Origin of the sequence: Streptomyces sp. NPDC057002 (assembly GCF_042673825.1) — a bacterium.
GTDB lineage: Bacteria > Actinomycetota > Actinomycetes > Streptomycetales > Streptomycetaceae > Streptomyces.
This window is the reverse complement of the sequence record NZ_JBHURZ010000001.1, coordinates 1,280,816-1,303,407: the sequence shown is the minus strand read 5'-3', so window position 1 is coordinate 1,303,407 and position 22,592 is coordinate 1,280,816. Positions and strand designations below refer to the sequence as shown.

The following is a 22,592-nucleotide window of genomic DNA, read 5'->3' as shown; positions in this document are numbered from 1 at the left end:
CCGGGGCCCGCAACCACCAGGCGAGACGGCACTGCGGCGCCCCGTTCGATGCACATAGCATCAGTGTTCGCATGAACACGATGACGCTCTGGAACATCACCGGCTGGGAGTTCGCCGCACTCGCCTTCGCGGCCCTCCTCGTCGGTTTCTCGAAGACCGCCGTGAGCGGGGCCAATACGGTCAGCCTCGCCATCTTCGCCGCGGTGCTGCCCGCCCGCGCCTCCACCGGTGTCCTGCTGCCGGTCCTGATCGCCGGGGACCTGCTGGCCGTCGCCACCTACCGGCGGCACGCCCACTGGCCCACCCTGTGGCGGCTGTTCCCGGCGGTCGCCGCGGGCGTCGTCGTCGGCACGGTGTTCCTGATGTGGGCGGACGACGCGATCGTAAGGACCTCGATCGGCGCGATCCTGCTGCTGATGGCGGCCGTGACGGTGTGGCGACGGCGTACGGCGGACGCGGAGCAGCAGCCGGACTCGGTCACCAGCCGGGCGGGCCGGGTCAAAGCCCGCTCCTACGGCGTGCTCGGCGGCTTCACCACCATGGTCGCCAACGCGGGCGGCCCGGTGATGTCGATGTACCTGCTCTCCGCGGGCTTCCGCAAGCTCGGCTTCCTCGGCACGTCGGCCTTCTTCTTCCTGATCGTCAACGTCTCCAAGCTGCCCTTCAGCGCCGGTCTCGGCCTGATCGACGGCCGCTCGCTGCTCCTGGACCTGGCACTCGTGGTGTTCGTCGTGCCCGGTGCGCTCTTCGGCAAGTGGGCGGTGAACAAGATCAACCAGCGGCTGTTCGAGCAGCTGGTCATCGCGGCGACCGTCGTGGGCGGCCTGCAACTACTGCTGCGCTGACCCCCGCAGCAGTCCGGGCAGGTCCGCGAAGGAGTCGATCACATGGTCGGGCGTGCCGTCGGCGGCCCGGAGCGCCTCCGGCTGGAACTTGCCGGTCCGCACGAGGACCCCGGTGACACCGGCCCGCTGCGCCGCGAGCACGTCGGACTCCACGTCGTCGCCCACCATCACGGCCTCGCCCGCACCGGCGCCCACCCGGGCGAGCGCCGCCTCGAAGAACGCCCGCGCCGGCTTGCCGGTGATCTCGGCCTCCACCCGGGCGGCCTGCTCGAGACCGGCCAGGAACGCACCGGCGTCCAGCCGCAGCCCCTCGTCCGTACGCCAGTACAGGTTGCGGTGCATCGCCACCAGCCGGGCCCCGCGCTGGAGCTGCCCGAAGGCCTTGTCGAGCGCCGCCCAGCCGAACTCGGGACCGGCCCCGCCGACCAGCACGACGTCCGGCACGGTCCCGGTGTCCGCCGCGTCCACGAGGGTCACACCGTCGAGGTCCTCCTCGATGTCGCCGCTGTTCAGCAGAGCGCACCGGGCGCCGGGACAGTGCTCGGCGAGATATGCGGCGGTGGCCGCGGGGGCGGTCAGGATGTCCTCGGCGGACACCGGGAACCCCGCGTCCGCCAGTGTCCCGGCGATCGAGGCCCGGGTACGGGAGGTCGTGTTCGTGACCAGCAGCACGGCGAGCCCGGCTTCCCTGATCTCCCGCAACGCCTCCACGGCCCCGGGCAAGGGCCGCCACGACACGGTGAGCACCCCGTCGATGTCGATGAGCACGGCACGCACGGACTCCATGTCCGGACGATAGCCGGGTCAGTCCCGGGGGCGCCTGCGCAGTAGATATGTGTCCATGATCCAGCCCTTGCGCTCACGGGCCTCGGCACGCAACCGCTCGATGCGGGGCGCGGCCTCGGCGATCGGGCCGGAGACGAGGATCTCGTCCGGAGTGCCGATATAGGCGCCCCAGTAGATGTCGACGTCCTCCTGTGCGTACCGCCGGAAGGTCTGGTGGGCGTCGAGCATCACCACCACGTCGTCCACGCCCTCCGGGAAGCCCTCGGCGAGCCGCCGCCCGGTGGTGATCTGCACGGGCCGTGCGATGCGGTTGAGCCCTGTCCGATGCCGGGCGACGAGCGCCGACACGCTGCTGACCCCGGGGATCACGTCGTACTCGAACGCCACCGCGTCCCGCTCCAGCACCTCCTCCAGGATCCCCAGCGTGCTGTCGTACAGCGAAGGGTCTCCCCACACCAGGAACGCGCCGGTCTCCTCCTCGCCGAGTTCCTCCGCGATCAGCCGCTCGTAGATGCCGGCGCGGGCGCTGCGCCAGTCCCCGACGGCGGGGGAGTAGGCCGCGCCGTCGGCGGTCCGGTCCCGCTCCGGGTCACGCGCCTCGACGACCCGGTACGTCCCCTGCGGGAGGTGCGTGTCGAGCATGTCCCGGCGCAGCCGGGTGAGGTCCGCCTTCACCTCGCCCTTGTCCAGGACGAAGAACACGTCGGTGCTCCGCAGCGCCCTGACCGCCTGCAGGGTCAGCTGCTCGGGGTCGCCCGCGCCGATACCGATGACATGAATCCTTCGCACACCCCGAGTCTGCCGCACACCTGTGCCGGCACCCGCACCGCGCTCCGGCTCAGCGCCCCGCCCCCGCTCCCCGTAGCCGGGGCGCCCGTGCCCCCGCGTCCACCGCGCGGCCGTCGCGTTCGACGTCCTGGGCCAGTTCCCGGGCCCAGGCGGCGACGGCCTCGAGGTCGATGCCGTGCGGCAGCGGCTGCCCGGAGCCGGAGGCCCAGGTCTCGGTCGCGCCCGCGCCGCGTCGCAGCAGCCGTGCCCCGCCCGTGAGGTTGCCGCGGGCGGCGTGGGTGAGGCCCACGGCGAGCTGGGCGAGACCGCGCCACAGCTCCCGCTCCGCGTCGGGGCCCGACTTCCAGGCGTCCTCGAAGACCTCGTGCGCGTGGAACGGCTTGCCCTCGTCCAGCAGCCGCTGTGCCTCGGCGACGGTCTCCTCCGGCGTGCGGACCACGCCCTCGGGCTGCCGGGCCACGCCGTCCGCGCCGTACGGCAGGGGCCGCCCGAGACCGTCCCGGGGCCGGGCGTTGCGTGCCCGCCCCTCGCTGTCGCGGTCCCGGGCGTCGCCCCACCGCTCCGCGGAGGTGCTCCCCGTGTCTCCGGTGTCTCCGGTGTCTCCCGCGCTTCCCCTGCTGTCTGTGCTGCCCATACGCCGATTGTCCCGCCCGGGCCGTTTTCGGCGCGGCCTGGGGTGTGGGGTAAGGTGCTGTTCGCGCGATCACGCGGTTTCACCGCGAGTGGGCGCGCATCGGGACGTGGCGCAGCTTGGTAGCGCACTTGACTGGGGGTCAAGGGGTCGCAGGTTCAAATCCTGTCGTCCCGACAGAGTGCCCGGGAGTTCTCCCCGGGCAGGGCCTTGCTTCACTTCGGTGGGGCGGGGCCCTTCGTCATTTCGGGGCCCAGGGCGGGGCGGCGGTCGCTGGCGGCGATGCGCGTGACCATCTCGGCGAGCTGTCCGCACGCCAGCGCGATCTCCCGCTCGGTCTGGGCGCGTTCGTTGACCGCCGCTCCGAGCAGGAGGGCGGTCAGCGAGACAGAGCCGTTGAACGCCTGCAGGGTGATCATGTTGGTGAAGAGGTCATGACCGGCGAACGGGCCCGCGTTCTGCGCGGCCGCGATGATCGCGAAGGTGGACACGGCGAGGGCGCAGGGCGCGGCCCCGGCCAGCCCGAAGCGGAAGGCCGCCCAGACCAGCAGCGGGAAGCCGAGGAACAGCAGCGGCGTGGTGCTGGTCTCGACGAAGCCGATGCAGACCGTGGCGGCCAGGAGCAGGATCCCCTCCGCCCACCGGTACGGCGGAGCGTCCCTGGGCCATCGCGCCGAGCGGAGAAGGAGCACGACCGGTGTGACCGCCAGGACGCCCACCGCGTCGCCGGTCCACCAGACCGACCACGTCGGCCAGAAGTCGCTGGTGTCCAGCACACCGGTGAGGACGAGCGTCCCGGTGCCCACCGTGGCGCTGACCAGCATGCCGGTGAACGCGCCGAGAAAGATCAGGGCGAGGGCGTCCCGCAGGCGGTTCATCTCCCTGCGGAACCGGGCACGGCGGAGCAGGGCGTACGAGCAGACGGGCGCGAGCGTGTTGCCCGCCACGATCGCGAGCACGGCCAGGAACGACGGCCCCAGCGAGATGTTGACCAGGAACGCCCCGAGCGCGATACCCGGCCAGATCCGCGGCCCGCGCAGGAGCAGACTGGCCAGCGCGATACCGCTCGGCGGCCACATCGGCGTGACCTGGCCCCGTACCTGCTGCTGGAGCAGTCCGATCTCGGCCGAGCCCCAGTACAGCGCGGCAACGGCGCAGATCTCCAGGGCGACCGCGGCACCCCGCCGGGCCCCGGCATGCCGCGCGACACTCATCGGGGACCTCCGCATCGACACCCCCGGCATCCCCTCGACCATCATCCGTCGGATCCATCCGAACCTCCACGCCACGTCAGGCGGGCGGGGTGCGCACCGCCAGGACCGCCATGTCGTCGTGACCGTCGCTCGGGTGGTCATCGGCCAGTGCCCGCACGAACTCGTGCAGAGGCCGGTGCGCATGGGCGGTGGCGAGCCCGGCGAGTTCGTCCAGGCTCTCGTCGATGGGGTGGGCGGGGTGTTCGATCAGCCCGTCGGTGAAGAAGACGACAGTGGCATCCGGGGGGAGGAACCGGGAGTGGTCGGGGCGGGGTTCCTCCAGGTCGACACCGAGGGGCAGCCCGGGCTCGGCGGTCAGGTACTCCGCTTGCCCGTCGGGGGTGATCAGCAGGGGCGGGACATGGCCCGCGGTGCTCCAGTGGATGCGCCAGCCCGGTTCCTCCGGTTCGATGCGGGCCAGGGCGGTGGTGGTGACGGGGTTGGCCGTGATGGCCTGGAGGGTGCGGTCGAGCCGGGCCAGGAGCGCGCCGGGCGTACTGCCCCGGTCGAACAGCAGGGCCCGCAGCATGTTGCGGGTGGACGCCATGGCGGCCGCCGCCTTCAGATCGTGGCCGACCACGTCACCGATGACGACCGCCACGATGTCGCCGGACAGCGGGATCGCGTCGTACCAGTCCCCTCCGAGCTTGCTGGGCTCGGCGGCCGGCCGGTAGACGGCGGCGGCGCTGAAGGGGCGCAGGTCGGGCAGGGCGGGCAGCAGGAGCCGCTGGAACTGCTCGGCTCCGACCCGCACCTGCTCGAAGAGGCGGACGTTCTCGATGGCGATGCCGGCGGCGCTGGCCAGGGCGGTGACGACGTTCTCGTCCTGGACGTCGAAGGGCTGTCCGTCACTCCGCTCGGCGAGGTACAGATCGCCGTAGATCTCACCGCGGACGCTGATGGCGACTCCGAGCAGCGTCCGCAGCCGCGGATGGCCGGGCGGGAAGCCGACGGAGGACGGATGGGCCAGGATGTCGTCGATCCGATGGGGTTCGGGGTGGCTGATCAAGTGGCCGAGGACGCCAAGCCCGCGAGGCAGCTCGATGTCGGCCAGGTCCTCGAGTTCGCGCTCGGACAGACCGGCGGTGATGAACTCCTCCAGACGCTCTCCGGACGCGTTGAGCACGCCCAGCGCGCCGTACTGGGCACCGACCAGGTCCATGGCGGTGGTCACGATGCGGTGCAGCACCGCGGTCAGCTCCATCTCCCGGCTGATGGCGACCACCGCGTCCAGCAGACCCTGCATCCGGTCCATGGCGTCCAGCAGGGCGCGCAACTGCTCGTCGATCCGGCTCAGCTCGGTACGCAGGCGCACATGCAGGTCGGGCAGCTGCGGCTGCCTGGGATCCTGCCCTCGCCTCTCTCCTGCCATCACGAGCGCCTCGTGGCCTGAAGTGCGGTCCCTACAGCTTAGTGCGGGTCCGCCCGGCCCGACCCTGGGCGCCGGGACCGTGGGACCGTGGAAGGAACCGGACCCCCGGACCTCCGGAAGGAGCACCGGCCATGACCATTCGCCCGGCCCACACTCCCGCCCCGACGATCAGGACCACCCCCGAAGGCCTCCTGTGGGAGCCCAGCGACCGCTGGGTGCGCGGCCGCAAGGGCGACGTCACCGTCGTCGACAGCCGGCACCCCGTGCTCGTCTGGGAGCCGCACCTGCCGGTGCCGCAGTACGTCTTCCCGCGCGCGGACGTCCGCACCGACCTGCTCCGCCCGGCGAAGAACCCGCCCACCGGCAAGCACACCGGCTCCCGGATCTTCTACGACCTCGACGCGGAGGGCGAGGTGCGCTCCAACGCGGCCTGGACGTTCCCCGCCGACGACCTGGCCGGTCACATCGCCTTCGAGTGGTTCCTGCGCACCGACACGGGCCTCGACCACTGGTACGAGGAGGACGAGGAGATCTTCATCCACCCCCGTGACCCGCACAAACGCGTGGACGCGCTGCCGAGCAGCCGCCATGTCCGGGTGGAGATCGAAGGGCAGGTCGTCGCCGACACCCGGGACCCCGTCCTGCTCTTCGAGACCTCCCTGCCGACCCGGTACTACCTCCCGCGCGAGGACGTCCGCCTCGACCTGTTCGACACCACCGACCACAGCACCGGATGCCCCTACAAGGGCACCGCCGAGTACTGGTCCTGGCGCGGCGAGGGCGATGTGCCGCCCAACATCCTCTGGAGCTACGCCGCCCCGTTGCCCGCGGTGGCCGCGGTCCAGGGGCGCGTCGCGTTCTTCAACGAGGCCGTCGACATCACGCTGGACGACGAGCCTCTGGAGCGCCCGGACACACCGTTCAGCCGGATGCTGCGCAGGAGGTGACCCGGTCCCCTCACGGCCTCACCAGCAGTTGGAAGTCGAACGTGTAGCGCGACGCCCGGTAGATGTGCGTCCCGTACTCGACCGGGCGCCCGGTGTCGTCGTACGCCGTGCGCTGCATGGTGAGCAGCGCCGCGCCCTCCTGCTCGTCCAGGCGCGAGGCCTCCTGCGCGTCGGCGGCGCGGGCGCCGACGGTCTGGCGGGCGCTGTGCAGGGTGATGCCCGCGGAGCGCATCATCCGGTACAGGCCCGTCGACTCCAGCCGGGTGCTGTCGAGGTCCAGCAGGGCGGACGGCAGGTAGTTGCACAGCAGGGCGACCGGCTGGCCGTGTGTGCTGCGCAGCCGTTCCAGGGCGGTGACCTCGCTGCCCTCCGCGACACCGAGCGCGGCCGCGACGTCGCAGGACGCCGGGACGACCTCGTTGCGCACGACCTGGGTCGTCGGCCCCTGCCCGGCCGCCTCCAGGTCGTCGTAGAGGCTGCTCAGCTCCAGCGGGCGCTTGACCTGGCTGTGCACCACCTGGGTGCCGACCCCGCGCCGCCGGACCAGCAGCCCCTTGTCGACGAGGGACTGGATGGCCTGGCGGACGGTGGGGCGGGACAGACCGAGACGCACCGAGAGGTCGACCTCGTTGCCCAGGAGGTTGCCCGGGGTGAGGACCCCGTGCTCGATCGCGGCCTCCAACTGCTGCGCGAGCTGGTGGTACAGCGGCACGGGACTGCCCCGGTCCAGGGCGAAGTCCAGTGCGCTGAGCGCAGGGGCGGCCGTGGTGCGGGCCCGGTCACCGGTCTTCGCCATGGATGAACCCCCCTCCGGGTGTCAGGAGTTGCTCGGGAAGCCGAGGTTGATACCGCCGTCGGACGGGTCCGGCCAGCGGGTGGTGATGACCTTGCCCTGGGTGTAGAAGGCGATGCCGTCGTTGCCGTAGATGTGCAGGTCGCCGAAGAGCGAGTCCTTCCAGCCGCCGAAGGAGTGGTAGCCGACCGGGACCGGGATCGGTACGTTCACGCCGACCATGCCCGCCTTGACCTCGAGCTGGAAGCGGCGGGCGGCGCCGCCGTCCCGGGTGAAGATCGCGGTGCCGTTGCCCCAGCGGGAGTCGTTGATCAGCTTGATGGCCTCTTCGTACGTCTCCGCGCGCACCACGGCCAGCACCGGGCCGAAGATCTCGTCCCGGTACGCGTCCGCCGTCAGCGGCACCCGGTCCAGCAGCGAGACACCCAGGAAGAAGCCCTCCTCGTGGCCCTCGACCGAGTAGCCGGTGCCGTCGACGACGACCTCGGCGCCCTGCTCGGCGGCGCTCGCCACGTACGAGGCGACCTTGTCGCGGTGCTCGCGGGTGATCAGCGGGCCCATCTCGGAGGCCGGGTCGTTGCCGGGGCCGATGCGGAGGTTCTTCGCCCGCTCGGTGATCCTGCCGACCAGGTCGTCACCGATGTCGCCGACCGCGACCACGACCGACACGGCCATGCAGCGCTCGCCGGCCGAGCCGTAGGCCGCGTTGATCGCCTGGTCGGCGGCGAGGTCCAGGTCCGCGTCGGGCAGGACGAGCATGTGGTTCTTGGCTCCGCCGAGGGCCTGCACGCGCTTGCCGTGCTCGACGGCCTTCAGCTGGATGTACTTGGCGATCGGGGTCGAGCCGACGAAGGAGACCGCCTCGATGTCCGGGTGCTCCAGGATGCGGTCCACCGCGACCTTGTCGCCCTGCACGATGTTCAGGACGCCGTCGGGGAGCCCGGCCTCGGAGGCGAGTTCGGCGAGCTTGAAGGAGGCCGACGGGTCCTTCTCGGACGGCTTCAGTACGAAGGTGTTGCCGCAGGCGATGGCCAGCGGGAACATCCACATCGGCACCATCGCCGGGAAGTTGAACGGTGTGATGCCCGCGACCACACCCAGCGGCTGGCGGATCGAGGCCACGTCGACCCGGGTGGAGACCTGGGTGGACAGCTCGCCCTTGAGCTGGACGGAGATTCCGCACGCGAGCTCGACGATCTCCATGCCGCGCGCGACCTCGCCGAGCGCGTCGGAGTGCACCTTGCCGTGCTCGGCGGTGATCAGCTCGGCGATCTCGTCGCGGTGGGCGTCCAGCAGCTCGCGGTACTTGAACAGGATCGCCGTGCGCTTGGCCAGGGAGGACTCGCCCCAGCTCTCGAAGGCGGCCCTGGCGGAGGCGACGGCGGCGTCCACCTCGTCGACGGTCGCGAAGGCGACCTGCTTCTCCTGGCTGCCGGTGGCCGGGTCGTAGACGGGGCCGAAGCGGCCGGAGGTGCCCTCGACGGGCTTGCCGTCGATCCAGTGGGTGATGGTCTTCATGGTGTGCGGGGCCTTTCGTGGAGCCGGATGTCAGGGGGAGTTCAGAGGTGGCGGCGGCGATCGGCGACCTGGCGGTCGTAGCGCTCGCGGGCCTCCACGGCGGCCTCGCGGGAGGCGGTCTCGGCCACCGGCACGTCCCACCAGGCCTCGGCCGGGGGCGCGGTAGGGGCCGGGTCGGTCTCGACGTAGACGCACGTCGGCCGCTCGGAGGCGCGGGCCGCGGCCAGTGCCTCGCGCAGTTCGCGCACGGTCTTGGCGCGCAGCACGTCCATGCCGAGGCTGGCGGCGTTGGCGGCCAGGTCGACGGGGAGCGGGGCGCCGGTGAAGGTGCCGTCGGCGGCCCGGAAGCGGTAGGCGGTGCCGAAGCGCTCGCCGCCGGTCTCCTGCGACAGACCGCCGATGGAGGCGTAGCCGTGGTTCTGGATGAGGACGATGTTGACGGGCAGGCCCTCCTGGACGGCCGTGACGATCTCCGTCGGCATCATCAGATAGGTGCCGTCGCCGACCAGTGCCCAGACCGGGGTGCCCGGGGCGGCCTGCTGGACGCCGATACCGGCCGGGATCTCGTAGCCCATGCAGGAGTAGCCGTACTCCAGGTGGTACTGGCGCGGGCCGCGGGCGCGCCACAGCTTGTGCAGATCGCCCGGGAGCGAGCCGGCGGCGTTGATCACCACGTCGTCGTCACCGACGGCCGCGTCCAGCGCGCCGAGCACCTGCGTCTGGGTCGGCACGGCGTTCTCGTCGTCGGCGCGGTAGACGGCCTCGACGACCTCGTCCCAGCGTTCCTTGCCGGCGCGGTACTCCGCCTCGTAGGCCTCGCTCACGCGGTGGCCGGAGAGCGCGTCCAGCAGCTTCTCCAGGCCGGACCTCGCGTCGCAGACCAGCGTGCGCGCGGCCAGCTTGTGCGCGTCGAAGCCGGTGATGTTGAGGTTGAGGAACCGTACCTCCGGGTTCTGGAAGAGCGTGCCGGAGGCCGTGGTGAAGTCCGTGTAGCGGGTGCCCACACCGATCACCAGGTCGGCGGTGCGGGCGAGGTCGTCGCTGACGGCCGTGCCGGTGTGGCCGATACCGCCGAGGTCGGCCGGGTGGTCGTGGCGCAGCGAGCCCTTGCCGGCCTGGGTGGAGGCGACCGGGACGCCCGTGGCCTCCACGAACGCCTTGAGCGCCTGCTCGGCCTCGCTGTGGTGGACGCCGCCGCCCGCGACGATCAGCGGGCGCTCGGCGGCCCGGATCGCCTCGACGGCCGCCGCCAGCTCCACCGGGTCCGGCGCGGGACGCCGTACGTACCAGACGCGCTCGGCGAAGAACTCCTCCGGCCAGTCGTACGCCTCCGCCTGGACGTCCTGGGGCAGGGCGAGGGTGACGGCGCCGGTCTCGGCCGGGTCGGCCAGCACCCGCATGGCCTGGAGCGCCGAGGGGATCAGCGCCTCGGGCCGGGTGATCCGGTCGAAGTACCGCGACACCGGGCGCAGCGTGTCGTTGACCGACACATCCGCCTCGACGGGGTGCTCCAGCTGCTGGAGCAGCGGGTCGGGGGCGTGCGAGGCGAAGTAGTCGCCGGGCAGCAGCAGCACCGGCAGCCGGTTGATCGTCGCCAGGGCCGCGCCCGTGACCAGGTTGGTGGCGCCCGGGCCGATGGAGGTCGTCACCGCCTGCGCCGACAGCCGGTTCAGCTGCCGGGCGTAGCCGACCGCCGCGTGCACCATGGACTGCTCGTTGCGGCCCTGGTGGAACGGCATGACGGCGCCTTGCCCGATGCCTGCCTCCATCAGCGCCTGGCCGACGCCGGCAACGTTGCCATGGCCGAAGATGCCCCAGGTCCCGGCGATCAGCCGGCGCCGCACGCCGTCCCGCTCGGTGTACTGGGCGGACAGGAACCGCACCAGGGCCTGGGCGGTCGTCAGTCGGCGGGTGCGGGCGTTCATGCGGAGGTCTCCGGGGCGGTGTAGAGGGGGAGCCGGGGGTCGACCGGCTGGTCCGGCCAGGTGTCGCGGACCCAGGCGTGGTCGGGGTGGTCGCAGATCAGCCAGGCGCGCTCGGCCTCCGGGCCCGCCATGACGTTGAGGTAGTACATGTGGTGGCCGGGTGTGGCCATCGAGGGCCCGTGCCAGCCGTCCGGGATGAGGACGACGTCGCCGTCGCGGACCTCGGCCAGTACGTCGGTGTCGCGGCCGGGGCCGGACGGGGACACCCGCTGGTAGCCGAGGCCGGGGATGCCGTCGTGGCCGGCGAACTCGAAGTAGTAGATCTCCTCCAGCACGGACTCCTCGCCCGGCCGGTGCTCGTCGTGCTTGTGCGGCGGGAACGACGACCAGTTGCCGCCCGGCGTGATCACCTCGACCGCGATGAGCTTGTCGCACTCGAACACGCCCGCCGCGCCGAAGTTGTTGACCTGCCGGGAGCAGTTCCCGGTGCCCCGCAGCTCCACGGGCACGTCGGAGGCCGCTCCGTAGCGGGCGGGCAGCCGGCGGTCGCAGCGCGCGCCGGTCAGCGCGAACCGCCCGCCCGCGGCGGACGTCACGGTCGCGCGGGCGTCGCGCGGCACGTAGGCGAAGTCGCTGACGCCGCTGAAGACGTCCCGGCGGCCCTGGAGTTCGAAGGTGTCCCGGCCGAAGTCGTCCGCCGCGGCGACCGTGCAGCCGCCGCTCAGCGGGACGACGATCCACTCGCTGTCGCCGGTCTCGAAGGAGTGCGCGCCGCCCGGCGGCAGCTCCAGGATCCGCAGGCCGGAGTGGCCCCAGCCGGCCCTCTCGGGCGTGATGTCGACGGTGTAGGGGCCGCCGAGGGCCTTACCCGCGGGAAGGTGATACGTCATCGTGTGCCTTTCGGATCACAGCAGGTGCCTCTTGCAACACAGCAGGTGCCTTGTGCATCACAGCAGGCCGACGGCCGTGTCCACGGCCTCTTCCACGCTGCCCTCGGCCGGGTAGAGCAGCGAACGCCCGACGACCAGGCCCTGGACGGTGGGCAGACGCAGGCATTTGCGCCAGCGTTCGTAGGCGCCCTCCTGGTCCTCGCCGACCTCGCCGCCGAGCAGGACGACCGGCAGCGTGGAGGTCTCCAGCACCTCGGCCATGTCGTCCGGGTCGTCGGTGACGGGCAGCTTCAGCCAGGTGTAGGCGGAGGTGCCGCCCAGCCCCGAGGCGATGGCGACGGACCGGGTGACCGCGTCGGCGGACAGGTCGTTGCGGACCCTGCCGTCGACCCGCCGGGAGATGAACGGCTCCACGAACAGGGGGAGCCGGTGGGCCGCCATGGCGTCGACGGCACGGGCCGTGGACTCCAGGGTGGTCAGCGAGCCCGGGTCGTCGTAGTCGATGCGCACCAGGAGCTTGCCCGCGTCGAAGCGGAGCCGGGCGATGTCCTCGGCGCGGTGACCGGTGAAACGGTCGTCCATCTCGAAGGAGGCCCCGGCGAGTCCGCCGCGGTTCATCGAGCCCATCACGACCTTGTTCTCCAGCACCCCGAGCAGGAGCAGGTCCTCCAGGATGTCGGCGGTGGCGAGCACCCCGTCGACGCCGGGCCGGGACAGCGCGGCACACAGCCGTTCCAGCAGCTCGGCGCGGTTGGCCATGGCCAGGCGCCGGTCGCCGACCGCGAGGGCGCCGCGCGCCGGGTGGTCGGCGGCCACGATCATCAGCCGGCCGCTGTCGCCGATCAGCGGGCGGCGCACCCGGCGGGCGGCCGCTTCGGCGACCGCCTCGGGGTTCCTGGCTCTGACCGTGGTGAGGTCGGGGATGCCGATGTTCAATGCGGGCTCCGTTTCAGAGGCTCGTGCTCGGCGACGACGCCTCGGCGAGGAGGCCGGCGACCTCGGACTCGGTCGGCATCGCGGAGGAGCAGGCGAGGCGGGAGGCGACGAGGGCGCCGGCGGCGTTGGCGTGGCGCATGATCTTCTCCAGGTCCCAGCCGGAGAGCAGGCCGTGGCAGAGCGAGCCGCCGAAGGCGTCGCCCGCGCCCAGGCCGTTGACGACCTCGACCGGCACCGGCGGCACCTCGGCCCGGGTGCCGTCGCGGTGCACGGCGAGCACGCCCTTGGGGCCCTGCTTGACGACGGCCAGCTCCACGCCCGCCTCCAGCAGCGCGTCGGCGCAGGCCTGCGGTTCGCGCACGCCGGTGGCGATCTCGCACTCGTCGAGGTTGCCGACCGCGACGGTGGCGTGGCGCAGTGCCTCGCGGTAGTACGGGCGGGCCTCGTCGGGGTCGCGCCAGAACATCGGCCGCCAGTCGAGGTCGAAGACCGTGATGCCCGACTTGTCGCGGGCCTTGAGGGCGGCGAGCGTGGCGGAGCGGCTCGGCTCCTCGCTCAGGCCGGTGCCGGTGATCCAGAAGATGCGGGCCCCGCGGATCGCGAAGAAGTCCAGCTCGTCGGTGTGGATCTCCAGATCCGGGGCCTTGGGGCGGCGGTAGAAGTACAGCGGGAAGTCGTCCGGCGGGAAGATCTCGCAGAACGTGATCGGAGTGGGGTACGCCTCGACCGGGGTGACCCAGCGGTCGTCGACGCCGAAGGACTTCAGCTCCTCGTGCAGATAGGTGCCGAAGGGGTCGTCTCCGGTACGGGTGATCACCGCCGTACGGCGTCCCAGGCGGGCCGCCGCGACCGACACATTGGCCGCCGAACCTCCCAGGAATTTCCCGAACGTCTCCACACGGTCCAGGGAGGCCCCGGTCTGCAGGGGATAGAGGTCGACGCCGATGCGCCCCATCGTGATCAAGTCGAAATGCTGTGCCGGCCCGGCCATGCGCGACCTCCTCGGGAAGCTGGGGATGCGGGTCCCGGGGTGCCCTGACACGGTGGGGGCGTGGACTCATGGGACCTGCCGCCCCTCAGGTGTAGGTCTCGGGGGGCGGCGCTGTCAATAGTTTGTACTTACATTCGGACCTGCTTGTGAAATGATGTCTTAACAAAGTATTGACAGCGGGCGCGGCAGGGACTTGTATCCCGTGGCATCGCCACAGTCTGTTTGCGGCATCATGATCCGGACTCCGTAAGGCTCCGGGACCACGGATCCCTTCGTGATCCCTCCCCTTTCCCCCGCAGTAGCACAGTGAGGTGCCAGGAAAGATGGACCGCTCTTCTCACCCCCGCTCCCGCAGAATCGCGCCCGTCGTCGCCGTGGCCGCGGCAGCGGCCCTGACTCTCGCCGGCTGCTCCAGCAGTTCCGGGGGCAAGGGTGCCGAGGAAGGCGCAGCGAACGCCTCCGCCGGCAAGGCGACCACGCCGCGCATGACCGTCGCCCTGGTCACCCACCAGGCGCCCGGCGACACCTTCTGGGACACCGTCCGCAAGGGTGCCGAGGCCGCGGCCGCCAAGGACAACATCAAGCTCGTCTACTCCGCCGACCCGAACGCTGGCAACCAGGCCAACCTGGTCCAGAACGCGATCGACCAGAAGGTCGACGGCATCGCCGTCACCCTCGCCAAGCCGGACGCGCTCAAGGGCGTCATAGGCAAGGCCGAGAAGTCCGGCATACCCGTCGTCGGCCTCAACTCCGGCCTGAGCGACTGGAAGAACCTCAACCTGCTGGAGTTCTTCGGCCAGGACGAGTCCGTCGCCGGCGAGGCCTTCGGCAAGAAGCTCAACGAGGTCGGCGCCAAGCACGCCCTCTGCGTCGTGCAGGAGCAGGGCAACGTCGGCCTGACCCAGCGCTGCGACGGCGTGGAGAAGACCTTCGAGGGCAAGCTCGACACCCAGAACGTCAACGGCACCGACATGCCGGGCGTGAAGTCGACGATCACCGCCAAGCTGAAGCAGGACCCGTCCATCGACTACGTCGTCACCCTCGGCGCCCCCTTCGCGCTGACCGCGGTGCAGTCGGTCGGTGACGCCGGCAGCAAGGCGAAGGTCGCCACCTTCGACCTCAACAAGGACCTCATCAAGTCCATCAAGGGCGGCGACATCCAGTTCGCCGTCGACCAGCAGCCCTACCTCCAGGGCTACCTGGCGGTCGACGGCCTGTGGCTCTACAAGAACAACGGCAACTACAGCGGTGGCGGTGAGCAGCCCGTGCTGACCGGCCCGGCCTTCGTCGACAAGGCCAACGTCGACAAGATCGGGGAGTTCGCCGCGAAGGGCAACCGGTGATGAGCATGACCCAGCAGGCCACGCCGGCGGTGGACACACCGCCGGCCCCCGGCCGGAAGCAGTCCGACGGCCGGACGCGGGAGCGCCCGCTGGCGCTGCGGCTGCTCGCCCGGCCCGAGGTCGGCGTCTTCCTCGGTGCCGTCGCCGTGCTCGTGTTCTTCCTGTTCACGGCGCCGCCGGTGCGCGACGGCAGCTCGATGGCCAACATCCTGTACCAGTCGTCGACCATCGGGATCATGGCGCTGCCCGTGGCCCTGCTGATGATCGGCGGCGAGTTCGACCTGTCGGCCGGTGTCGCCGTGATCACCTCGGCGCTGACCGCGTCGATGCTCAGCTACCAGCTGACCCTGAACGTCTGGGTGGGCGTGATCGTCGCCCTGATCGTGTCGCTCGCGATCGGCGCGTTCAACGGCTGGCTGCTGGTCAAGACGGGCCTGCCGAGCTTCCTCGTCACCCTGGGCACGTTCCTGATCCTTCAGGGCGTGAACCTGGCCGTCACCAAGCTGGTCACCGAGAACGTGGCCACCGACGACATCAGCGACATGGACGGCTTCACCCAGGCGCAGAAGCTCTTCGCCTCGACCTTCAACGTCGGCGGGGTCAACGTCAAGATCACCGTGGTGTGGTGGCTGGTCTTCGCGGCCCTGGCCACCTGGGTGCTGCTGCGCACCAAGTACGGCAACTGGATCTTCGCGGTCGGCGGCAACAAGTATTCCGCCCGGGCCGTCGGTGTCCCGGTGACCTTCACCAAGATCTCCCTGTTCATGCTGGTCGGCTTCGGCGCCTGGTTCGTCGGCATGCACCAGCTGTTCTCCTTCAACACCGTGCAGTCCGGCGAGGGCGTGGGCCAGGAGCTCATCTACATCGCCGCCGCCGTCATCGGCGGCTGTCTGCTCACCGGCGGCTACGGCTCCGCGATCGGCCCGGTCTTCGGCGCCTTCATGTTCGGCATGGTGCAGCAGGGCATCGTCTACGCCGGCTGGAACCCCGACTGGTTCAAGGCCTTCCTCGGCGTGATGCTCCTCGGCGCCGTCCTCATCAATCTGTGGGTCCAGCGCACGGCGACCCGGAGGTGACCGCAATGACCAGCGAAGCAACCGCCACCGACGAGGCCGCCACCAAGGACGCCGCTCTCGTCGAACTCAAGGGCGCAGGCAAGTCCTACGGCAACATCCGGGCCCTGCACGGCGTCGACCTCACCGTCCACCCCGGCAAGGTGACCTGCGTCCTCGGCGACAACGGCGCCGGCAAGTCCACCCTCATCAAGATCATCTCCGGGCTGCACCAGCACACCGAGGGCCAGTTCCTCGTCGACGGCGCACCGGTGCGCTTCTCCACCCCGCGCGAGGCCCTCGACAAGGGCATCGCCACCGTGTACCAGGACCTCGCGGTCGTCCCGCTGATGCCGGTGTGGCGCAACTTCTTCCTCGGCTCCGAGATGACCAAGGGCCCCTGGCCGGTCCGCCGTCTCGACATCGAGAAGATGAAGAAGACCGCGGACGAAGAGCTGCGCAACATGGGCATCGTCCTGGACGACATGGAGCAGCCCATCGGCACGCTCTCCGGCGGCCAGCGCCAGTGCGTGGCCATCGCCCGCGCCGTCTACTTCGGCGCCCGGGTCCTGATCCTCGACGAGCCGACGGCCGCCCTCGGCGTCAAGCAGTCCGGTGTCGTGCTGAAGTACATCGCCGCCGCCCGCGAGAAGGGCCTGGGCGTCATCTTCATCACCCACAACCCGCACCACGCCTACATGGTCGGCGACCACTTCAGCGTGCTGCGCCTCGGCACCATGGAACTGTCCGCCTCCCGCAGCGAGGTCAGCCTCGAAGAACTGACCAACCACATGGCCGGCGGTACCGAACTGGCCTCCCTCAAGCACGAGTTGGCGCAGGTACGCGGCGTCGACGTCGAAGAGCTCCCCGAGGCGGGAGACCTCACCGCCCCCGTAGCCTCGTCTTCGGAAGGAAAGTCCTGACATGGCCCTCGCGCTCGACCGCATCCGGGTCGGCTCCGCCCCCGACTCCTGGGGCGTCTGGTTCCCCGACGACCCCCAGCAGGTGCCCTGGGTACGCTTCCTCGACGAGGTCGCCGAAGCCGGCTACTCGTGGATCGAACTCGGCCCGTACGGCTACCTGCCGACCGACCCGGCCCGGCTCACCGACGAGGTGACCAAGCGGAACCTGAAGGTCTCCGCCGGCACGATCTTCTGCGGTCTGCACCGCGGCCCCTCCGAGTGGGACTCCACCTGGGAGCAGGTCAGCAACGTGGCCGCGCTCACCCAGGCCATGGACGCCAAGCACCTCGTCGTCATCCCGTCCTTCTGGCGCGACGACAAGACCGCCGAGATCCTGGAGCCCCCGGAGCTCACCACCGAGCAGTGGCGCAACCTCACCACGGGCATGGAGCGCCTCGGCCGTGAGGTGAAGGACAAGTACGGCCTGGACATCGTCGTCCACCCGCACGCCGACACCCACATCGACACCGAGGAGCACGTCGAGCAGTTCCTCGACTCGACCGACTCCGACGCGGTCAACCTCTGCCTGGACACCGGGCACTACGCCTACTGCGGCGGCGACAGCGTCAAGCTGATCGAGACGTACGGCGAGCGCATCGGCTACCTCCACCTCAAGCAGGTCGACCCGGACATCCTCGCCGACGTGGTGAAGAACGAGGTGCCGTTCGGCCCCGCGGTGGCGCGCGGTGTGATGTGCGAACCGCCCGCCGGTGTGCCCGAGCTGGGCCCGGTCCTGACGGCCGCGCAGAAGCTGGGCGTGGACCTCTTCGCCATCGTCGAGCAGGACATGTACCCCTGCGAGCCGGACAAGCCGCTGCCGATCGCGGTGCGCACCCGTAAGTTCCTGAGGTCCTGCGGCGCCTGACGACCCGAAAGGACGGCCATGACTGAGCGCGCCACCACCCTCGGAGTCGCGGTCATCGGTACCGGAAGGATGGGCGCCGACCATGTGCGCCGCATCCATGAAGTCACCAGCGGAGCACGGGTGACAGCCGTCGTGGACGTCGACGCGGAACGCGCGAAAGCCGTCGCCGCCCGCGTCGACGGCTGCGCCGCCTACACGGACCCGGCCGCCGCCATGGCGGCGGCCGACGTCGAGGCCGTCCTGATCGCCTCACCGGGCCCGGCCCACGAGGCCACGCTGCTCGCCGCCTTCGAGCACGATCTGCCCGTCCTGTGCGAGAAGCCGCTCACCCCCGACGCGGCCTCCGCCCTGCGCGTCCTCGAAGCCGAAACGCGCCTCGGCCACCGCCGGGTCCAGGTCGGCTTCATGCGCCGCTACGACCCCGAGTACGCGAAGCTGAAGGCCCTGCTGACCACCGGCCAGCTGGGCCGCCCGCTGATGGTGCACAACCGGCACCGCAACGCGGCCAGCCCGCCCTTCTTCACCAGCACCATGCTCATCACGGACTCCGTCGCCCACGAGGCCGACGCGACCCGCTGGCTGCTCGGCCACGAGATCACGGCCGTCACGGTGCTGCGCCCGGCCCCGTCCGCCAACGCCCCCGACGGGCTGCGCGATCCGCAGTTCGTCGTCTTCGAGACCGACGGCGGCGCCCTCTCCGACGTGGAGATCTTCGTCAACTGCGGCTTCGGCTACCAGGTCCAGGCCGAGGTGGTCTGCGAACGCGGCACCGCCCGCATCGGCGACGGCCACGCCCTGGTCACCAATATGGCCGGCCGCTGGGGCGGCACCATCGCCCAGGACTTCACCGAACGCTTCGAGACGGCCTACGACCACGAGATCCAGGCCTGGGTCGACGCCACCCGGCGCGGCGAGGTCACCGGCCCCGGCGTCTGGGACGGCTACGCCGCCGCGGCCGTGTGCGAGGCGGGTGTACGGGCGCTGGAGGACGGCGGCCGGGTCGAGGTCGAACTCGTGGAGAAACCCGCGCTGTACGCGTGAACGCTGTATGCGTGAAAGGGCCCGGGGCCACGCCCCGGGCCCTTTCTGTGTGCGTCAGATCCTGGTCCGCGGCCGGGGCTCGAACCCGGCCTTTAGGTAACAGGCGTCGATGAGCTCCATCGTCGTCACCGCGTCCTCCGCGTCCAGCGGCAGCGGAGCACCGTCCCGCACCGCGGCGGCGAACGCCTCCAGCTGGTACGTGTACGACGAGCGCGTCCCGAGCCGTTCCGTGCGCTCGCCCTCCGGGGTGCGGACCACGATCCGGTCGTCCAGCTGGGGCAGCACGAAGTTCGGGGCCGTCGCCTCGCCCCGGGAGCCGACGATCCGGATGCTCATGTCCAGCCCGTCGTAGGCCATGTGACAGCGGGCGGAGCCCGTCGCGCCGCCGGGGAACTCCAGATCGGCGTCCAGCCACTCGTCGACCCCGGGCGCGCCCGCCCGCTCCCCGCCCCGGGCCCCGGCCGGACGCGGTGCGCCGCCCGCCCAGGGGGCCAGCATCCGCAGCGCGTGCAGGCTGTAGCAGCCCAGGTCCATCAGGGCGCCGCCGGCCAGCGGCAGCGACCAGCGCGGGTCGGTGTCCGGCGGCGCGGCGATGGCGACCATGGCCTCGACGTGCCGCAGTTCGCCGAGTTCGCCCGAGGCCAGCAGCTCGTGCAGACGGCGGGTGACGGGATGGAAGAGGTAGTGGAAGGCCTCCATGAAGACCGTCCCGGCCTTCCGGGCGGCCTGCCGTACCGCCGCCGCCTCCTCCGTGTTGCTCGCCGACGGCTTCTCCGACAGGACGTGCTTGCCCGCCGCGAGGGCGGCCAGGTTCCACGGGCCGTGCAGGCCGTTGGCGAGCGGGTTGTAGACGACGTCGATCTCCGGATCGGCCACCAGCTCGGCGTACGAGCCCACCACCCGCTCCACACCGTGCCCGGCGGCGAACGCCTCGGCCCGGGCACGGTCGCGGGCGGCCACCGCGACGAGACGGTGGCCGGTCGCCCGGGCCGGGTCGATCAGGGAGCGTTCGGTGATCCGCGCGGCTCCCAGCAGTCCTATGCGCAGGGGTTCCCGGCCTGGTTCGCTCATGCCTGCCATTCCTCCTCGTTCGTCACGGGACGGTGCTCGTGCGTCGACAGTGTGGACAAAGATCGTGGTCGCCCCGCGGGCGGCAGCGGCGTAGCGTGATCAGTGCCTCCGAGGGGAGCGGTGATGGGTACAGCACGCGACCTGATGATCGTGGCGACGGACGCGGCCACGAGCCGAGAGGTGACGCAGGGCGACCTGTCGCTCGGGCTGGCCGGTGCCGAGGTGATCGACCTGCTCGGTGCCGAGGTGGTGACGCTGGACGGCGACCGCATCGTGTCCCGCCCGGCGCCGTCCCTCGACGACCCTCTGCTGGAGCAGGCCGCGACGGCGCTCGTGCGCGACGCGCCGTACGAGCCGATCGAGGACTGGCTGTGGCGCAGGGGCCGTGGACTGGCCGAGGAGTACTTGACCGTCCTCCAGGAAGAGGGGGTCGTCGCACGGCCGCGAGCTTCCTGGATCCCCTTCCGCGGCACCGGGCCGGAGCCGGTCGAGTCCCCTGCCCGGCAGCGCGCCCTGCACCGCGGGGCGACCGACGAGCCGGTGCTCGCCACACTCGCGGCGGCCGTCGGGGCGCGTGAGGAGGTGCCCGAGGACCTTCCGGAGCCCGACGACGCGGCCCGGGCCGTGCTCGCCGCGGTGGTCGACGCTGTGACGGAACTGGGCGCCGTCCGCCGTCGACGCGCCATCGAGGACGAGGCGTTCGCGAACGTCTGGCGCGCTCCGTGAGCCGCGGCGGCCGCCACGTCCTCAGGCCACCCGTACCTCCTCGATGGTCACGGGACGGTGCTCATGCAGCGACAGTGTGCACGCGTCGGCGATCCAGCCCGCCTCCAGGGCGTCCTCGATCGTGCAGGGGGAGCGGCGGGTGCCGGCGACGACCTCGGTGAACGCGGTCAGTTCGGCGCGGTAGGCCTCGGTGAACCGGTCCATGAAGAAGTCGTGCGGGGTGCCCGCGGGGAAGGTGACGCCCGGCTCGACCGAGCGCAGCGGCAGCTTGTCCTCCAGGCCTACGGCGATGGAGTCCGTGAAACCGTGGATCTCCATGCGAACGTCGTGACCGCGGGCGTTGTGCCGGGAGTTGGAGACCACGGCGATCGTGCCGTCGTCGAGGGTGAGGATCGCGCCGGTGGTGTCGGCGTCACCGGCCTCCTTGATGTAGTCGGCGCCCCGATTGCCGCCCACGGCGTACACCTCGGTCACCTCACGGCCGGTCACCCAGCGGATGATGTCGAAGTCGTGCACCGAGCAGTCGCGGAAGATACCGCCGGAGGCGGCGATGTACGCGGCCGGGGGCGGCGCCGGGTCCAGCGTGGTCGACCGCACGGTGTGCAGCTTGCCCAGCTCACCGGCCTGGACGGCGGCCCGCGCGGCGACGAACCCGGCGTCGAAACGGCGGTTGTAGCCGATCTGGATCGGCACGTCCCTGCCCTGGACGGCCTTGAGCACCTCGACGCCCTCGCTCATGGTCCTGGCGACGGGCTTCTCGCAGAAGACGGGGACACCGGCCTCGACCCCGGCCAGGATCAGGGCCGGGTGGGCGTCGGTCGCCGCCGCGACGACGATACCGTCCACGCCGGCGGCCAGCAGGGCCTCGGGCGAGTCCACGACCTCGGCGCCGAACCGCTCGGCCGCGGCCTTGGCGGCACCCGCGAACGGGTCGGTGACGACGAGCGACTCGACGGCGTCGAGCCCGGAGAGGGTCTCGGCGTGGAAGGCGCCGATACGGCCGAGGCCGAGGATTCCGATACGCATGGGTGTTGCTCCTTGGTGTAAACGGGGGGTGCTACTACGCGCCTTTGTTCCTCAGTCGAGTCCACCGAGCACGTTCTGATCCCAATCGATGATCGACCCGGTGACCACCCCGGACCGATCCGACAGCAGGAGGACCACGAAGTCGGCGATCTCGTCCGGCCGGCCCAGCCTGCCCATCGGCAACTTCTCCGCGGCCTGCTCACGCCAGTCGTCGCCGGCCCCGTGGAACGCCCGCTGGGTCGCGTCCTCGCCCTCCGTCGCGGTCCAGCCGATGTTCAGCCCGTTGATCCGGACCCGGTCCCACCGGTGCGCGTGCGCGGCGTTGCGGGTCAGCCCGATCAGCCCCGCCTTCGCGGCGACGTACGGCGCGAGAAACGGCTGCCCGCCGTGTGCCGACGACGTGATGATGTTGACGACCGTGCCGGGCGCCTCGCGCGCGACCATGTCCGCGACCGCCGCCTGCATGGCGAAGAACGGTCCCTTGAGGTTGATCCCGATGTGCTGGTCGAACAGCTCGGGCGTGGTGTCCAGCAGCGTCCCGCGGGAGGTCAGCCCGGCCGAGTTCACCAGGCAGTCGACGCGGCCGTACGCCTGGACTACCCGGGCCACGGAGGCCTTCGCCTGCTCGGCGTCCGACAGGTCGGCCCGTATGTACAGGGCCTTGCCGCCCGCGGCGATCAGCTCCTCCACCAGGGCCTCGCCCGGCTCGGGACGCCGCCCGGTGACGGCCACGACCGCCCCCTCGCGGACCGCGGCCCGCGCGACGGCGGCGCCGACGCCCTGGCTGCCGCCGTTGACCAGGACGACCTTGTCGTCGAGAAGTCCCACGA

At 71.3% G+C, this 22,592-nt stretch carries 22 protein-coding genes and 1 tRNA gene; 9 read left to right on the top strand and 14 right to left on the bottom strand.

Translation table 11 applies throughout. The features are described 5' to 3' along the window. Nucleotides 1-71 precede the first annotated feature (71 nt). A complete protein-coding gene (locus ACFT32_RS05840) occupies nt 72-845 on the top strand; it encodes a sulfite exporter TauE/SafE family protein (RefSeq protein WP_382486218.1) in 774 nt (257 codons plus the stop codon). On the opposite strand, the gene ACFT32_RS05835 is transcribed toward ACFT32_RS05840, so the two are convergent. From ACFT32_RS05835 to ACFT32_RS05825, 3 genes are read right to left on the bottom strand one after another with little or no spacing between them, the layout of a single operon-like run. After that, the gene (locus tag ACFT32_RS05835) at nt 831-1,631 is read right to left on the bottom strand and encodes an HAD-IIA family hydrolase (protein WP_382486216.1); all 801 of its coding nucleotides are present in this window, start codon (nt 1,629-1,631) and stop codon (nt 831-833) included. The genes ACFT32_RS05840 and ACFT32_RS05835 overlap by 15 nt on opposite strands. An 18-nt stretch (nt 1,632-1,649) precedes the next feature. Continuing rightward, nucleotides 1,650-2,420 (bottom strand): precorrin-6A synthase (deacetylating), encoded by a 771-nt coding sequence (cobF, locus tag ACFT32_RS05830; protein WP_382486215.1) that lies wholly within the window; start codon nt 2,418-2,420, stop codon nt 1,650-1,652. A 49-nt stretch (nt 2,421-2,469) separates the two neighbouring features. Further along, entirely contained in the window at nt 2,470-3,054 is a 585-nt protein-coding gene (locus tag ACFT32_RS05825; protein ID WP_382486213.1) for a DUF309 domain-containing protein, read from the bottom strand. Between the two features lie 100 nt (nt 3,055-3,154). Here ACFT32_RS05825 and ACFT32_RS05820 point away from each other — a divergent pair. Then, nucleotides 3,155-3,228: transfer RNA gene (locus ACFT32_RS05820), tRNA-Pro, on the top strand. A 38-nt stretch (nt 3,229-3,266) separates the two neighbouring features. Here the strand turns inward: ACFT32_RS05820 and ACFT32_RS05815 are convergent. Continuing rightward, nucleotides 3,267-4,265 carry an MASE1 domain-containing protein gene (locus tag ACFT32_RS05815; protein WP_382486211.1) on the bottom strand — a complete coding sequence of 333 codons (999 nt, stop codon included), beginning with the start codon at nt 4,263-4,265 and terminating at the stop codon, nt 3,267-3,269. Between the two features lie 76 nt (nt 4,266-4,341). After that, complete coding sequence (locus ACFT32_RS05810; RefSeq protein WP_382486209.1) at nt 4,342-5,676, bottom strand: PP2C family protein-serine/threonine phosphatase; 1,335 nt, start codon at nt 5,674-5,676, stop codon at nt 4,342-4,344. Between the two features lie 131 nt (nt 5,677-5,807). Between ACFT32_RS05810 and ACFT32_RS05805 the strand changes: the two genes are divergently transcribed. After that, a complete protein-coding gene (locus ACFT32_RS05805; protein WP_382486207.1) occupies nt 5,808-6,623 on the top strand; it encodes a DUF427 domain-containing protein in 816 nt (271 codons plus the stop codon). Nucleotides 6,624-6,633: 10 nt separating this feature from the next. Here ACFT32_RS05805 and ACFT32_RS05800 read toward each other — a convergent pair whose 3' ends face one another. From ACFT32_RS05800 to iolC, 6 genes are read right to left on the bottom strand one after another with little or no spacing between them, the layout of a single operon-like run. Continuing rightward, complete coding sequence (locus ACFT32_RS05800; RefSeq protein ID WP_382486205.1) at nt 6,634-7,419, bottom strand: GntR family transcriptional regulator; 786 nt, start codon at nt 7,417-7,419, stop codon at nt 6,634-6,636. A 21-nt stretch (nt 7,420-7,440) separates the two neighbouring features. Next, the gene (locus ACFT32_RS05795) at nt 7,441-8,934 is read right to left on the bottom strand and encodes a CoA-acylating methylmalonate-semialdehyde dehydrogenase (RefSeq protein ID WP_382486203.1); all 1,494 of its coding nucleotides are present in this window, start codon (nt 8,932-8,934) and stop codon (nt 7,441-7,443) included. A gap of 41 nt (nt 8,935-8,975) precedes the next feature. Beyond that, the gene (gene iolD, locus ACFT32_RS05790; protein WP_382486202.1) at nt 8,976-10,859 is read right to left on the bottom strand and encodes a 3D-(3,5/4)-trihydroxycyclohexane-1,2-dione acylhydrolase (decyclizing); all 1,884 of its coding nucleotides are present in this window, start codon (nt 10,857-10,859) and stop codon (nt 8,976-8,978) included. After that, a complete protein-coding gene (gene iolB, locus ACFT32_RS05785; RefSeq protein WP_382486200.1) occupies nt 10,856-11,749 on the bottom strand; it encodes a 5-deoxy-glucuronate isomerase in 894 nt (297 codons plus the stop codon). The genes iolD and iolB overlap by 4 nt, the downstream gene beginning before the upstream one ends. A gap of 57 nt (nt 11,750-11,806) precedes the next feature. Continuing rightward, nucleotides 11,807-12,685, bottom strand: a complete 879-nt coding sequence (locus ACFT32_RS05780) for a deoxyribose-phosphate aldolase (protein ID WP_382486198.1) — start codon at nt 12,683-12,685, stop codon at nt 11,807-11,809. Between the two features lie 13 nt (nt 12,686-12,698). After that, a complete protein-coding gene (gene iolC, locus ACFT32_RS05775) occupies nt 12,699-13,676 on the bottom strand; it encodes a 5-dehydro-2-deoxygluconokinase (RefSeq protein ID WP_382486196.1) in 978 nt (325 codons plus the stop codon). Nucleotides 13,677-13,999: 323 nt separating this feature from the next. On the opposite strand from iolC, the gene ACFT32_RS05770 reads away from it, so the two are divergent. Genes ACFT32_RS05770 through ACFT32_RS05750 form a run of 5 tightly spaced genes read left to right on the top strand, consistent with a single transcriptional unit; the run spans nt 14,000 to nt 18,939 of the window. After that, nucleotides 14,000-15,019 carry a sugar ABC transporter substrate-binding protein gene (locus tag ACFT32_RS05770; RefSeq protein WP_382486195.1) on the top strand — a complete coding sequence of 340 codons (1,020 nt, stop codon included), beginning with the start codon at nt 14,000-14,002 and terminating at the stop codon, nt 15,017-15,019. Next, nucleotides 15,019-16,095, top strand: a complete 1,077-nt coding sequence (locus ACFT32_RS05765; RefSeq protein ID WP_382486193.1) for an ABC transporter permease — start codon at nt 15,019-15,021, stop codon at nt 16,093-16,095. Before ACFT32_RS05770 ends, ACFT32_RS05765 begins: the two co-directional genes overlap by 1 nt. A gap of 5 nt (nt 16,096-16,100) precedes the next feature. Continuing rightward, the gene (locus ACFT32_RS05760) at nt 16,101-16,994 is read left to right on the top strand and encodes an ATP-binding cassette domain-containing protein (RefSeq protein WP_382486191.1); all 894 of its coding nucleotides are present in this window, start codon (nt 16,101-16,103) and stop codon (nt 16,992-16,994) included. Between the two features lies 1 nt (nt 16,995). Further along, entirely contained in the window at nt 16,996-17,898 is a 903-nt protein-coding gene (locus tag ACFT32_RS05755; protein ID WP_382486189.1) for a sugar phosphate isomerase/epimerase family protein, read from the top strand. 18 nt (nt 17,899-17,916) lie between these two features. Further along, nucleotides 17,917-18,939, top strand: a complete 1,023-nt coding sequence (locus ACFT32_RS05750; RefSeq protein WP_382486187.1) for a Gfo/Idh/MocA family protein — start codon at nt 17,917-17,919, stop codon at nt 18,937-18,939. Between the two features lie 54 nt (nt 18,940-18,993). Here the strand turns inward: ACFT32_RS05750 and ACFT32_RS05745 are convergent, their stop codons facing one another. Beyond that, entirely contained in the window at nt 18,994-20,010 is a 1,017-nt protein-coding gene (locus ACFT32_RS05745) for a Gfo/Idh/MocA family protein (protein ID WP_382486185.1), read from the bottom strand. Nucleotides 20,011-20,133: 123 nt separating this feature from the next. On the opposite strand from ACFT32_RS05745, the gene ACFT32_RS05740 reads away from it, so the two are divergent. Further along, nucleotides 20,134-20,736 (top strand): GPP34 family phosphoprotein, encoded by a 603-nt coding sequence (locus ACFT32_RS05740; protein WP_382486184.1) that lies wholly within the window; start codon nt 20,134-20,136, stop codon nt 20,734-20,736. 21 nt (nt 20,737-20,757) lie between these two features. Here the strand turns inward: ACFT32_RS05740 and ACFT32_RS05735 are convergent, their stop codons facing one another. After that, complete coding sequence (locus ACFT32_RS05735; RefSeq protein WP_382486182.1) at nt 20,758-21,762, bottom strand: Gfo/Idh/MocA family oxidoreductase; 1,005 nt, start codon at nt 21,760-21,762, stop codon at nt 20,758-20,760. A 51-nt stretch (nt 21,763-21,813) separates the two neighbouring features. Continuing rightward, the gene (locus tag ACFT32_RS05730; RefSeq protein ID WP_382486180.1) at nt 21,814-22,590 is read right to left on the bottom strand and encodes an SDR family oxidoreductase; all 777 of its coding nucleotides are present in this window, start codon (nt 22,588-22,590) and stop codon (nt 21,814-21,816) included. Nucleotides 22,591-22,592: the final 2 nt, after the last annotated feature.

Excerpts from the sequence above, each read along its gene's own strand:
- iolB (WP_382486200.1), bottom strand. The coding sequence starts at position 11,749 with ATGACGTATCACCTTCCCGCGGGTAAGGCCCTCGGCGGCCCCTACACC.
- ACFT32_RS05745 (WP_382486185.1), bottom strand. The coding sequence starts at position 20,010 with ATGAGCGAACCAGGCCGGGAACCCCTGCGCATAGGACTGCTGGGAGCC.
- ACFT32_RS05805 (WP_382486207.1), top strand. The coding sequence starts at position 5,808 with ATGACCATTCGCCCGGCCCACACTCCCGCCCCGACGATCAGGACCACC.
- ACFT32_RS05815 (WP_382486211.1), bottom strand. The coding sequence starts at position 4,265 with ATGAGTGTCGCGCGGCATGCCGGGGCCCGGCGGGGTGCCGCGGTCGCC.
- ACFT32_RS05755 (WP_382486189.1), top strand. The coding sequence starts at position 16,996 with ATGGCCCTCGCGCTCGACCGCATCCGGGTCGGCTCCGCCCCCGACTCC.
- iolC (WP_382486196.1), bottom strand. The coding sequence starts at position 13,676 with ATGGCCGGGCCGGCACAGCATTTCGACTTGATCACGATGGGGCGCATC.
- ACFT32_RS05735 (WP_382486182.1), bottom strand. The coding sequence starts at position 21,762 with ATGCGTATCGGAATCCTCGGCCTCGGCCGTATCGGCGCCTTCCACGCC.
- ACFT32_RS05835 (WP_382486216.1), bottom strand. The coding sequence starts at position 1,631 with ATGGAGTCCGTGCGTGCCGTGCTCATCGACATCGACGGGGTGCTCACC.
- ACFT32_RS05760 (WP_382486191.1), top strand. The coding sequence starts at position 16,101 with ATGACCAGCGAAGCAACCGCCACCGACGAGGCCGCCACCAAGGACGCC.
- ACFT32_RS05825 (WP_382486213.1), bottom strand. The coding sequence starts at position 3,054 with ATGGGCAGCACAGACAGCAGGGGAAGCGCGGGAGACACCGGAGACACC.
- ACFT32_RS05765 (WP_382486193.1), top strand. The coding sequence starts at position 15,019 with ATGAGCATGACCCAGCAGGCCACGCCGGCGGTGGACACACCGCCGGCC.
- ACFT32_RS05795 (WP_382486203.1), bottom strand. The coding sequence starts at position 8,934 with ATGAAGACCATCACCCACTGGATCGACGGCAAGCCCGTCGAGGGCACC.
- ACFT32_RS05770 (WP_382486195.1), top strand. The coding sequence starts at position 14,000 with ATGGACCGCTCTTCTCACCCCCGCTCCCGCAGAATCGCGCCCGTCGTC.
- ACFT32_RS05750 (WP_382486187.1), top strand. The coding sequence starts at position 17,917 with ATGACTGAGCGCGCCACCACCCTCGGAGTCGCGGTCATCGGTACCGGA.
- iolD (WP_382486202.1), bottom strand. The coding sequence starts at position 10,859 with ATGAACGCCCGCACCCGCCGACTGACGACCGCCCAGGCCCTGGTGCGG.
- ACFT32_RS05840 (WP_382486218.1), top strand. The coding sequence starts at position 72 with ATGAACACGATGACGCTCTGGAACATCACCGGCTGGGAGTTCGCCGCA.
- ACFT32_RS05800 (WP_382486205.1), bottom strand. The coding sequence starts at position 7,419 with ATGGCGAAGACCGGTGACCGGGCCCGCACCACGGCCGCCCCTGCGCTC.
- ACFT32_RS05810 (WP_382486209.1), bottom strand. The coding sequence starts at position 5,676 with ATGGCAGGAGAGAGGCGAGGGCAGGATCCCAGGCAGCCGCAGCTGCCC.
- ACFT32_RS05740 (WP_382486184.1), top strand. The coding sequence starts at position 20,134 with ATGGGTACAGCACGCGACCTGATGATCGTGGCGACGGACGCGGCCACG.